Origin of the sequence: Clostridium taeniosporum, from assembly GCF_001735765.2 — a bacterium.
Classification (GTDB): domain Bacteria; phylum Bacillota; class Clostridia; order Clostridiales; family Clostridiaceae; genus Clostridium; species Clostridium taeniosporum.
In genome coordinates this window covers 2,644,578-2,656,728 of record NZ_CP017253.2, presented here as the reverse complement: position 1 = coordinate 2,656,728, position 12,151 = coordinate 2,644,578, and the positions used below count along the sequence as shown (strand labels likewise).

Here is a 12,151-nt window from a genome sequence, read left to right as displayed (position 1 = left end):
GAGGATTTTTAAAATAATATGAAATTAAGAACACAAAAGATTTTAGATATTTTAAAGGAAACATATCCAGATGCTAAATGTGAATTGAATTATAAAACACCTTTTCAATTATTAGTAGCAACTATTTTATCGGCTCAAACTACTGATAAAAAGGTTAATGAAGTTACTAAGACTTTATTCAGAGATTATCCAGATTTAGATTCTTTTTTGCAAATAACAAATGAAGAATTAGAAGAAAGAATTAAGCAAATAGGATTATATCGAAATAAGTCTAAGAATTTAATACTTATGTTTAGACAATTAAAAGAAAATTTTAATGGTGAAGTTCCAAATACCATGGAAGGTATAACTTCTCTTGCAGGTGCAGGTAGAAAAACTGCAAATGTAGTTTTATCTAATGCTTTTGGGGTACCTTCTATAGCTGTTGATACACATGTTTTTAGAGTTTCAAATAGATTAGGGCTTGCAAATTCTAAGAATGTATTAGAGGTTGAAAAACAATTGCAAAAAGAATTACTTAAAAGTGAATGGTCATTAACTCATCATTTATTAATATTTCATGGTAGAAGATGTTGTACATCTAGAAATCCTAAATGTAGTGAGTGTCCATTAAATAATATATGTAAATATGATGATGAAAAATAATTTATTTATTTTAGAAAAATTTAAACAGTTAGAACCACTAGTAATTTAAAGGTTATTATTAGTGGTTCTTTAATTTTATAGAGAAATTTATTAATATATATTTTATAGGATATATTATTGAAAGACTTAGATTAAGTTTTATTTAATATTTATACTCTATAAGGCGTATGAAAATAAATAACAAGTTAAAGATATGGCAGGTATTTTGTGAAATATAATGACTTGGTTCTACTAATAGTTATTCTATTAGCAGGTTACAAGGAAGAAGTAGTTTACAAAATAATAGAATATTGCTTAGTTATTTATTTGAATGTGTCTAAATAATAAATTAAGTAATTAAGCTTAGAAATATGAAAGTAAGTATAGTATAATTGCAATGTTGTACTATAAAACAAATATAAGCACATATAAAAAAATAGCATAATATAAAATATTGAACTAAGATTTTGGAGGGAACTTATGAAAGTTGGAGTAATAATGGGTGGTATTTCATCAGAAAGAGAAATATCTTTAAAAAGCGGTAAATCAATAGTTGATAGTATAAATAAAGACAAATATGAAGTAGTACCTATAGTTATAGATGAAAAAGAAGATATAATAAATAAAGTAAAAGGAATTGATTTTGCACTTTTAGCATTACATGGTCAATTTGGTGAAGATGGAACAGTTCAATCAGTTCTTCAAACATTAGGAATACCATATTCAGGGTGTGGACCATTAAGTAGTTCTATGTGTATGGATAAGGATATAAGTAAGTGTATATTAAAAGCTTCTAATATAAGAACAGCACCTTGGATAAATTTAAGAAGAAATGATGAAATAAATTATCAAGAAATAGAAAAGATGGGGTATCCAGTAGTAGTAAAGCCTACCCATGGTGGATCAAGTGTTGCAACATTTATAATAAAAGATGAAAAAGATATAAAAAATGCAGTTAAAGAAGCTTTTGAATGGGATAGTGAAGTTATTATAGAAAAATTTATAAAAGGTGATGAAATAACTTGTCCTGTATTTTTAGATAAAATGTTACCAGTTGTAGCTATAAAACCAAAAGCAGAATTCTTTGATTTTACAGCTAAATATTCTGATGGAGGTTCAGATGAATTTGTTATAGAACTTCCTAAAAAATTACATGAAGAAGTAAAAGAAATGGCACTAGCAACATATAAGGTTTTAAAGTGTGAAGTTTATGCAAGAGTTGATATGATAGTAACAGAAGATAAAGTTCCTTATATTTTAGAAGTTAATACTTTGCCTGGAATGACTCCAAATAGTTTAATTCCAAAGAGTGCAGCCGGACTTGATATATCATTTTCAGAACTTATAGATATGATAATTGATGAGTCAATGAAAGTTGTTAGATAAACAATTTTTAGTTAAAAATGAAAATTTTAACCAAATTTTAACCATTATAAAATGATAATAATATAACATAAAGATAAGACTTGCTTAAAGTCTTATCTTTATTTATTTTTGGTTAAAAATAAATAAAATATTTAAAGCTTGGAAAGGATAATAAAATTTAAGTATAAATGAAATATTAATTGAAAATTAATAGTGAAAAGTGGAGAGTTAATGAAAAATGCCTAGTAAAATTTAAAAATATATATTTTTAGAAAGCCTTAAGACTTTTAACCAAAACTCTCAACTCTTAATTATCCACTTTTTTATTTTATGAGTTATATTATCATAATTCACATCCGATAATAAAAGAAAGGATTAAGTTTAGAAAATTTTAAGAAGTTTACGGAGGTTTTTTTTAGAAATTTAAGTTAAAATATAATTAAGGGATATTATGTTTATTTAAAGTCATAAAAGGGGGATGGACATGCTAGAAAATAAAACTATTTTAATTGTTGATGATGAAAAAGAAATTAGAGATTTAGTTGAAATATATTTAAAAAGTGAAGGTTATATTACTGTAAAAGCTTGTAATGGTGAAGAGGCATTAGATGTAATTAGGAATAAAGATATAGATTTAGTAATATTAGATGTTATGATGCCTAAATTAAATGGTATAGATACATGTTTAAAGATAAGAGAAGAAAAGGAAATGCCAATAATAATGTTGTCTGCTAAAAGTGAAGATATAGATAAAATATTAGGGCTTAATATGGGGGCTGATGACTATTTAACTAAGCCATTTAATCCTTTAGAACTTGTTGCTAGAGTTAAATCTCAATTAAGGAGATTTTGTAAATTTAATACAAAACATTCTGATAATGAGGAGTCAGAAGAAAGCACGATAGAAATTGATGAGTTATTTATAAATTTAGAAACTCATGAAGTTATGTTAAATAATAATATAGTAAAATTAACGCCTACAGAATTTGATATATTGTTATTACTTGCTAGAAATAGAGGCAAAGTTTTTTCAATAGAAAATATATATGAAAGTGTTTGGAATCAGGAGTTTATGTCATCAGATAATACTGTAATGGTACATATAAGAAAGATAAGAGAAAAAATAGAAAGCGATCCAAGGAACCCTAAATTTATAAAGACCGTATGGGGAGTTGGATATAAAATTGAAAAGTAAGAAAAAACTTAAAAGTTTATATAAGAAATTTAATGAAAAGTTAGAATTTTTAAAAGTATATAAATTTTTTAGAAATACGTGTTTAAGATTAAGGATAAACATTGAAAGAAGTATTAGATTTGAATTGATGTTGGTAATTGGAATATGTTTTTTAATATCTTTTACTTTTTATAATTTTACAGATGTGTTATTAAAAAAAGAATACCACAATCCAGAAGTATTTTATGATTATGAATCAACTGAAAAAGAAGCTAATATGCTTCTAAATGAATTAGAGAGAAATGAAAATCTAGAAATAAGTGATTCAAAAGAAATAGAAGAAATATTAAATTCACCTATATATAATAATAGTAAGGTGTACATTACTAATACTGATGGAAAAGTTATTTTTAAAACTTCAAATGTATATGAGGAAACAATAGATATATATAGTGTATTTAGAGATATAATTTCTAATGAGAATAATACAAGCAATGCTGCTAGGGAAAGAGTGCATATTATGCCACTAAAAGTAGGAGATTCAAGATTATATTTAATATATTCTAAAGTTCCTAAAGCAGAGATAGTATATAATACTGTTGAAATGTCTAATTCATCACTAGCATTATCTTTAACATTGATAATTTTTATAATTTCATTTGTAGTAATCACTAATAATAAGATGAAGTATTTAGATGAAATAGCAGGTGGATTAAAAATAATAGCAAACGGTAATTTAAATTATAGAATTGAAGAAAAGGGAAGAGATGAAATCAGAAAAATAGCTAATAATATAAATAATATGGCAAAAGAAATAGGAGAAAAAATTCAAGCTGAAAGAGAAGCAGAAAAGACAAAAACAGATTTAATTACAAATGTATCTCATGATTTAAGAACTCCTTTAACTTCTATTATGGGATATATAGGACTTGTAAAAGAAGGTAGATATCAAAATAAAGAAGAAATGAATGAATATTTAGGCATAGCGCATAATAAGGCGCAAAAATTAAATTTATTAATTGAGGATTTATTTGAGTATACAAAGTTAAATAATAATGCTATAAAATTTTGTAAAGAAAAAGTTAATTTATGTGAATTATTATCACAACTAATAGATGAAATGACACCGATATTAGATGAAAATTCAATTATTATGAATAAAAAATTTGATGTTGATAAAGCATATGTTTTGATTGATGTAGTAAAAATGTTAAGAGTATTTGAAAATCTAATAATGAATGCTATAAAATACTCTATTAAGCCAGGAAAGATAATAGTAGGACTGTATCAAAAAGACGATTATATTACTTTTGTATGTAGAAACAATGGTGAACATATATCTAAAGAAAAATTAGATAAGGTATTTGATAGGTTTTATAGAGTTGATGAATCTAGGAACACTACTACAGGAGGAACAGGATTAGGTCTTGCTATATGTAAAAATATAATAAATCTTCATGAAGGTAAAATATGGGCAGAATGTATTGGTGATAATATAAGTTTTTATGTTAAGTTAAAATTGGAAAATTTAGAGTAAGTATATAATTATATTTTATTGGTACTTTTTTTGAGTAACTTTAATATTTTATAATAAGACTAATTTTTATTTGGAGGAAATATGCAAAATAAAAATCCGAAAAGTCTTTTTGGAATAGATATTAATGAATTTACTCAAAATGCCCAATTTAATGTTTTAGCTACCCAAATAGACTTTTTATACTTAAGATCATCTGGATCAGGAACAGGTAGATTTAGAGTAGATAAAAAATTTATTGAATTTGCAAAAGAAAGCAGAAACTATGGGATTCCTGTAGGAGCATATCACTTTGGAGTACCATCATATGATTTGACAGATGCTGATAGACAATGTGATGATTTTATAAATTTACTTCAAGAAGGTTTTGGAACTAAAAACTATGGGGATCTATTTCCTGTATTAGATATCGAAGTTCCAATTGATAAATCTATACCTACAAAAACATTAGTTCAGTGGATAGATAGATTTAGAGTTAGATTTGAAAGAAAAACTAGAAGAAGACTTATGCTTTATACTGGATTATTTTTCATACAATTATATGATAATTTTTATGTTAAAGGAAAAGGATATCCATTAAAGAATATGCCATTATGGATTGCTATGTATACTAAGCTTCCTATTAATCCACCATTTCCACCTGACATTGGAGGTTGGACTAGATGGAGAATTTGGCAATATAGTGAAGATCAAAAGGTAATGGGAGTAGGTAATCCAGTAGATGCCAATTGGGGACCTGATCATATAGAGTTGTTAATTCAACCAAGTGATGTAACTGGTTTACGAGCAACAATGGATAAAGATAATATATACGTATCATGGAATAGTGTACCTGATATAGATTTATTAGGGTACAATATATTTGTAAATAATTATTGGATATCTACTGTAGACGAAAAAGCAACTAAGTATATTATAGATAAGAGAAAACTTAATGTACCAAAAGGAAGTCCTATAAATATTACAATTGAAGCATTTGATTATGATGGTGAAACATCTAAAAATAGAGCTAAGGTTACAGTATAAATGAAATAGAGTGGAATTAAATAAAGGTATCTTGATTTTATTTAAAGGTGCCTTTATTTTTATGTCAATTTTACGATAATATTCTTATTAAGCATAAGAGATAATATGATATAATAAATTTGCAATTATGCTTAAAATTTATAATTTTTTATAAATAACATTAGTAGTATTAACTATTAATTCAGTATATTTATTGAAAGGGGAATAAATATGAATCAAGATAATGAAAGAAGGGGGAAAGTCCTAAAAAAAGTATTTGGTAATAATAAAAAGAAAATAATAATGTTAGTATGCACTATTTTAGTGATTATCTCAGCATTATTTACTGGATATTTTTTATCTATCAATAAAATAGTAAAAGAATGGAACAATAAAATATATTTAGGTGTTGAAGTACAGGGTGTAAATATAGGAGGAATGACTAAGGAAGAGGCAAGAGAAAAATTAGCTCAAGATCTTCAAGGAGAAATAAACGATAAAAAAGCAATAGTAAAAATAGGTAAATCGGAATTTGAATTGTTATATTCTGAGATATCTCCAGTTTATGATCTTGACAATGTTGTAAATGAAGCATTGAATTTTGGAAAGAATGATTCTGTATTAAAAAAATATTCTTATATAAAGAATAACGGAAATGATAAGCACGAAATTGATTTAAATCTATCATATGATGAAGAAAAATTAAAATCTTATGAAGAGAAAATAAAAAATGAAGTTGAAGAGAAGCCTAAAGATGCTACGCTTTCCATTGATGGGAATAGCTTTCAGGTAGTTAATGATGTGGTTGGAAAAAGTATAAATATAGATGAGTTTCATAAAAAATTAAAAGAAGCTATAAGCAGTGATATAAATGAGGACGTTGTAGTTTCAATAGATTTAGAAAGTGTACAACCCAAAATTAAAAGTAAGGATCTATCAAAAATAAATGGAATTATTGGATCATATTCTTCAAATTATGGCACATCATCAGAGGGTAGAAGTGCTAATATAGAACTTGCAACTAAATCAATAAATGGAACAATTTTAATGCCAGGAGAAGCATTTAGTTTTAATGAAGTAGTTGGACCTAGAACTGTAAAAAGAGGATATAAAGAAGCAGCTACTTATGTTGGAAATAAAGTTGAACCAGGAATTGGTGGAGGGATTTGCCAAGTTTCAACATCACTTTATAGAGCAGCAATGCATGCTAATATAAGATCTTTAGAAAGAAGAAATCATTCTATGTCTGTAGGATATGCAAAACCAGGATTAGATGCGACTGTTTCTTATGGAGATATAGATTATAAATTTAAGAATACATATGGATCTCCAATTTATATACAAGGAAGTACATATAATAAGGTTATGACTTATAATATATATGGTGATGTAGCCTCGTTAGGTGGTAAGACTTATGATATGGAAAATGAAATAATTCAAACTATAGAACCTACTGTAAAAGTAGTAGAAGACCCTACTTTACCAGAAGGAAAAGAAGTTACAGAAAATGGTGGTATGACTGGTTATAAAGCTAATTCGTATCAATTAACATATGAAAATGGCACTCAAGTAAATAAAGAATTAATATCAACTGATTATTATACATCTGTAGATATAATTGTTAAAAAGGGACCTCAACCTTTAATTCCTCCAGCAGGAGCAGATCAGCAGCCAGTAGCACCAGGTCAAACACCACCAACTACTCCACCGGCGGCACCTCAAGTACCAGGAGATGTAGTTACACCACCAGTGGCTCAATAATTAGAAATAGAATGATATTTTTAATTAGATAAATAAAAGGTATTTTAAAAATACCTTTTATTTTGGTTAATTTAATTATTAATGTAAAAATAAGTTAAATTAAACAGATGAATGACTAGACAGTTAATAAACCATATAGTATACTTTTTAATTATACTGAGTCTATAATAGTAAGCAAAGAGAAGGTGATCTTTTGAATTTAAATATAGTATTATATCAACCAGAAATTCCCCAAAATACTGGGAATATAGCAAGAACTTGTGTACTTACAGATAGTAAACTACATTTGATAAAACCTTTAGGTTTTGATATAGATGAAAAACATGTAAGAAGAGCTGGGTTAGATTATTGGAAGTATCTAGACTTGGAAATCCATGAAAGTTATGAAGCATTTATGGAAAAATATAAAAATGAAAGAATATTTTTATCAAGTACTCATGCTGGGGACTGTTATAATGAAATATCATTCCAAAAAGGTGATTTTATAATGTTTGGAAGAGAGTCAAGTGGTGTTCCAGAAGAAATTCATCAAGTAATTTCTGGAATGAGAATACCTATGATTCAATCAAGTACTAGAAGTTTAAATTTATCTAATACTGTGTCAATAGTTGCATATGAAGCTTTAAGACAATTTGGTTTTCCAAATATGAAATAGGGGAAGGAAATTAGGCAAATGGAGAAGATAAAGATTATAACAGATAGCACTGCTGATTTACCAAAAGAAATATATGAAAAATATGACATAGAAGTATTACCAGTTTTAATAAATTTTAAAGAAGAAAGTTATTTAGATGGAGTTGAAATAGACGCTGATAAAGTGTTTGAAAGAATAGAAAAAGAAAATATATTACCAACTACAGGTCAAGTTATTCCTAATAGATTTATAGAAATATATCAAAAATATTTAGATGCAGGATATAAAATATTTTCAATTCACATGTCGTCTGCTATGAGTGGAACATATCAATCTGCATGTATAGCAAAAAGCACATTGGAAAGTGATGATATAATAGTAGTAGATTCTCAAAATATAGCACCAGCATTAGGGATTTTAGTTTTAAAGGCAGCTGTACTTTTAGAAAAAGGAAATAGTTTAGAAGAAACATTTAAAATTATTGATTCTGTTAAATATAATGTGAAAACATTAATGTGTTTTGAATCTTTAGAGTATCTTATAAGAGGTGGAAGAATATCCAAAACAGCTGGAATGGTTGGAAGTGTATTTGGAATAAAATTAATATTAGATATAAAAGATGGACTAATGTCTGTTAAAGATAAGGTAAGAGGAAATAAAAAAGTTATTAAGAAAATAATTTCTGAATTTGAACAAGCTAATTTAGATGAAGATGTTCCGGTATTATTAGTAGATGCAAAAAATGTAGAGATAAAAGCAGCTCTTTTAGAATATTTACAAACAAATAATTTAAAATATACGGAATGTCCATTAGGATCAAGTGTATGTATTCATTCTGGACCCAATTGTTGTGGACTAGTATACTTATCTAAATAAAATTAGAATAAGCCATGATTTAAACATGATGTTAAGTTATCTGTTTAGATTATGGTTTTTTATTTTTTTGGAAATTATATTGTTAGAAGATTTGTGGATAAATTATAAAATACTATGTTTTAAAGATATTATGAGTATACCTAAAGAATAAAAAATAATCATATGTGGCATCATTATTGCTGCACTACGTTTCAAAAGGATGCATGACTAAAAAAAATCAACTTTCCACAGTTGCTTAGCGATTTTTAATTGTTATTAAACTTTAGATTTGAAATATATTGTAAAGTGAAAATTGGATTACTTGCTTTGACTTAGGAAATCAGAGTATACTATTTTATAGAGAATTTATATATAAATATACAAATTATTAAATTTAAGTATATATGTTTAAATAATTTTAGTTTAACTAAAATTAGCAGTGATTTTATTCTAATTATAATATGGTGTAAGGAAAGAGGATGTTTATGAAATTAGATTATGGTATGAAAATTGTCCAGGATCAAAAACTTGTATTAACTCAAAGTATGCAACAATCAATAAAACTTTTACAAATGTCTATGCATGATTTAAGAGAATTTATTGATAATGAATATGCAGAAAATCCAATATTAGAAATTAATGAAACAGATAATAATTCTTTAAAAGATAAGTATGATTACAAAAGTCTAATAAAGGAATTTGGATCTAGTAATTATAAAAATGAAGTTGATAATAGCTATATAGATAATAAGGAAAAGGATTCTACACCTTGGAATTATATTGAAAAAAGCAAATCTTTAAATGAGTTTTTACAAGAACAATTAATTGAGCTTAATCGTGATCCATATTTAGTGGGAATATCAAAATACATCATAGAATCTTTAGATAATAGAGGTTATTTGGAAATATCAACAACCCAAATAGGAAATGAACTTAATATAAATAAGGAAAAAGTAGAACAAGCATTAAAAATTGTACAAGATTTAGAACCATATGGTATAGGTGCTAGAAATATAGAAGAATGTCTTATAATTCAGAGTAAAAAATTAGGTATATTAGATGAGAAGATGGAGAAAATAATAAAGAATCACTTAGGTAATATAGCAGATAATAAATATAAGCTTGTAGGTGAAGATGTTGGAATAGAACCTAAAGAAGCTCAAAGATATGGGGATTTAATTAAAAAATTAGAACCAAAACCATCTAGAGGTTTTTATACAGGAGAACAGGTGGGTTATATAATACCTGATGCAGAAATAAAGAAAATAGCAAATGAATATTTTATTATAATGAATGATAAAGTATTACCTAAGCTTAGCATAAGTAAAACTTATAAAAATGTTCTGGAAAAAAATACAGATGAAGAAACTGTATGTTATGTTAAAGATAAGATTAATAAAGCAATGTTTTTAATCAAATCTATAGATCAAAGAAAAAGCACATTATATAATGTTTTAAAGTGTTTGTTAAAAAAGCAAAAGGAATTTTTTGAGAAAGGTTATGAATTTATAAAACCTTTAACATTAAAAGAAGTAGCAGAAGAAATAGAAATGCATGAATCAACAGTAAGTAGAGCTATAAAGGATAAGTACGTTCTTACAAGTTATGGAACAATAAAGATAAAAACATTGTTTGAAAACGGTATATCTTTAAATACTGAAGGCGATATTGGAACAAATAGAATAAAAAATGAAATAAAAAGAATAATAGATGAAGAAAATAAATTAAAGCCATTTTCTGATAAAGTTATTTCTGAAATATTAAATAAAAAAAATATAAATATTTCTAGAAGAACTATAGCAAAATATAGAGAAGAATTAGGAATTAAATCTTCATCAAAGAGAAAAAGAATCTAGTTTTGCGAAAATTCATATTTAGAGATTAGAAAATTTAAACATATAAATATTAATTAAATATTTATATGTTTAATATATTTAAAAGTGTTAAAAATTCATTATTAATATAACCAACTTTAAAAATATAAAAAAATTTCACTTAAAGCCTTTAAAAATTTGACAAGGTGTTTTATAATATTATTTGTGGGACATGATTTAAGTGCATGGGACGCATAAAGACCAAGGGAGTGTTTATGTTGCATGAAATATTAGAGTTACAGAAAAAGATAGTTCCAGAGCTTGTTGAAACATTGGAAAAGAGATACAATATGCTTAGAACTATATACTATAATCAACCAATAGGTAGAAGAGTTCTTGCCAATGAATTGAAAATTGGTGAAAGAGTGGTAAGAAATGAAGTAAGTTTTTTGAACTCTCAAGGTTTAATAGAAATAAATACTCCAGGGATGACTGTCACTAAAGATGGTGAAAATATAATAAATAAATTAAAGGATTTTATCCATGAAATAAAAGGACTTTCAGAACTTGAAGAAGAATTAAGAAAAAGTCTTAATGTAAAGAAAGTTATTATAGTTCCAGGAGATTTAGATAAAAATCCTTCAATTTTAAAAGATTTAGGAAAAGCGTGTGCTCATTATGTAAAAAACGTTCTAGTTAATAATAATATTATTGCATTAACTGGCGGAAGTACATTAAAAGCAGTAGTAGAAGAATTTCCGAAAATAAACAATTTATCTAATATTCAAGTAGTACCTGCAAGAGGTGGAGTAGGCAAAAATGTTGAAACTCAAGCAAACACATTAGCTGCTTTATTAGCAAAAAAGTTAAATGGTAGTTATAAAATGTTACATGTTTCAGAAAATTTAAGTTTAGATGTATTAGATACTTTACTTAAAGAAGAAGAAATAAAAACAGTAGTAGATACTTTACATAAGGCTGATGTATTAATGTATGGAATAGGAAATGCAGTACAGATGGCTAAAAAAAGAGGAGTTTCAGAAGCTAAAATTCAAAGTCTTATAGATAATGGAGCAGTTGGAGAAGCGTTTGGATGCTATTTTACCAAAGATTCTCAAATAATATCAGAAGCTACTTCGATTGGAATAAAAATTAGTGAAGCAAGAAAAATAAAAACACATATTGCTGTTGCAGGTGGAAAGAATAAAGTAGAGTCAATAATATCGACAGAATTTAATGATATTAATGGAATCTTAGTCACTGACGAAGAAACTGGTAAAAAAATACTAGAAGTATTAAGTCATTAATTTATGTATAAAATTAATTTAGTTTGTAAAATTTATTTTTATAAAAAAGCATTAAAAAGCATTATTTTAGGAGGTAAT

The 12,151-nt window shown here is 26.1% G+C and carries 10 protein-coding genes; all 10 read left to right on the top strand.

Annotated elements, in window-relative coordinates:
* The first annotated feature begins 18 nt into the window (after positions 1 to 18).
* The 10 genes from nth (at position 19) to BGI42_RS12150 (ending at position 12,073) form a co-directional block, all read left to right on the top strand.
* Entirely contained in the window at positions 19 to 645 is a 627-nt protein-coding gene (gene nth / locus BGI42_RS12195) for an endonuclease III (protein ID WP_069680557.1), read from the top strand.
* A gap of 459 nt (positions 646 to 1,104) precedes the next feature.
* The gene (locus tag BGI42_RS12190) at positions 1,105 to 2,010 is read left to right on the top strand and encodes a D-alanine--D-alanine ligase (protein WP_069680556.1); all 906 of its coding nucleotides are present in this window, start codon (positions 1,105 to 1,107) and stop codon (positions 2,008 to 2,010) included.
* Positions 2,011 to 2,473: 463 nt separating this feature from the next.
* Complete coding sequence (locus BGI42_RS12185; protein WP_069680555.1) at positions 2,474 to 3,184, top strand: response regulator transcription factor; 711 nt, start codon at positions 2,474 to 2,476, stop codon at positions 3,182 to 3,184.
* On the top strand, positions 3,174 to 4,700 hold the full coding sequence (locus BGI42_RS12180) for a sensor histidine kinase (protein WP_069680554.1): 1,527 nt from the start codon (positions 3,174 to 3,176) through the stop codon (positions 4,698 to 4,700). The genes BGI42_RS12185 and BGI42_RS12180 overlap by 11 nt, the downstream gene beginning before the upstream one ends.
* 81 nt (positions 4,701 to 4,781) lie before the next feature.
* Positions 4,782 to 5,723 (top strand): glycoside hydrolase family 25 protein, encoded by a 942-nt coding sequence (locus BGI42_RS12175; protein WP_069680553.1) that lies wholly within the window; start codon positions 4,782 to 4,784, stop codon positions 5,721 to 5,723.
* 210 nt (positions 5,724 to 5,933) lie between these two features.
* Positions 5,934 to 7,463, top strand: a complete 1,530-nt coding sequence (locus BGI42_RS12170) for a VanW family protein (protein WP_069680552.1) — start codon at positions 5,934 to 5,936, stop codon at positions 7,461 to 7,463.
* Positions 7,464 to 7,656: 193 nt separating this feature from the next.
* Positions 7,657 to 8,118 (top strand): tRNA (cytidine(34)-2'-O)-methyltransferase, encoded by a 462-nt coding sequence (locus BGI42_RS12165; RefSeq protein WP_069680551.1) that lies wholly within the window; start codon positions 7,657 to 7,659, stop codon positions 8,116 to 8,118.
* An 18-nt stretch (positions 8,119 to 8,136) separates the two neighbouring features.
* Positions 8,137 to 8,973: a DegV family protein gene (locus BGI42_RS12160; RefSeq protein ID WP_069680550.1), complete on the top strand. Its 837-nt coding sequence runs from the start codon at positions 8,137 to 8,139 to the stop codon at positions 8,971 to 8,973.
* Positions 8,974 to 9,437: 464 nt separating this feature from the next.
* A complete protein-coding gene (gene rpoN, locus BGI42_RS12155) occupies positions 9,438 to 10,808 on the top strand; it encodes an RNA polymerase factor sigma-54 (RefSeq protein ID WP_069680549.1) in 1,371 nt (456 codons plus the stop codon).
* 233 nt (positions 10,809 to 11,041) lie between these two features.
* The gene (locus tag BGI42_RS12150; RefSeq protein ID WP_069680548.1) at positions 11,042 to 12,073 is read left to right on the top strand and encodes a sugar-binding transcriptional regulator; all 1,032 of its coding nucleotides are present in this window, start codon (positions 11,042 to 11,044) and stop codon (positions 12,071 to 12,073) included.
* Positions 12,074 to 12,151 lie beyond the last annotated feature (78 nt).

Excerpts from the sequence above, each read along its gene's own strand:
- BGI42_RS12185 (WP_069680555.1), top strand. The coding sequence starts at position 2,474 with ATGCTAGAAAATAAAACTATTTTAATTGTTGATGATGAAAAAGAAATT.
- BGI42_RS12160 (WP_069680550.1), top strand. The coding sequence starts at position 8,137 with ATGGAGAAGATAAAGATTATAACAGATAGCACTGCTGATTTACCAAAA.
- BGI42_RS12175 (WP_069680553.1), top strand. The coding sequence starts at position 4,782 with ATGCAAAATAAAAATCCGAAAAGTCTTTTTGGAATAGATATTAATGAA.
- BGI42_RS12170 (WP_069680552.1), top strand. The coding sequence starts at position 5,934 with ATGAATCAAGATAATGAAAGAAGGGGGAAAGTCCTAAAAAAAGTATTT.
- rpoN (WP_069680549.1), top strand. The coding sequence starts at position 9,438 with ATGAAATTAGATTATGGTATGAAAATTGTCCAGGATCAAAAACTTGTA.
- BGI42_RS12190 (WP_069680556.1), top strand. The coding sequence starts at position 1,105 with ATGAAAGTTGGAGTAATAATGGGTGGTATTTCATCAGAAAGAGAAATA.
- nth (WP_069680557.1), top strand. The coding sequence starts at position 19 with ATGAAATTAAGAACACAAAAGATTTTAGATATTTTAAAGGAAACATAT.
- BGI42_RS12150 (WP_069680548.1), top strand. The coding sequence starts at position 11,042 with ATGTTGCATGAAATATTAGAGTTACAGAAAAAGATAGTTCCAGAGCTT.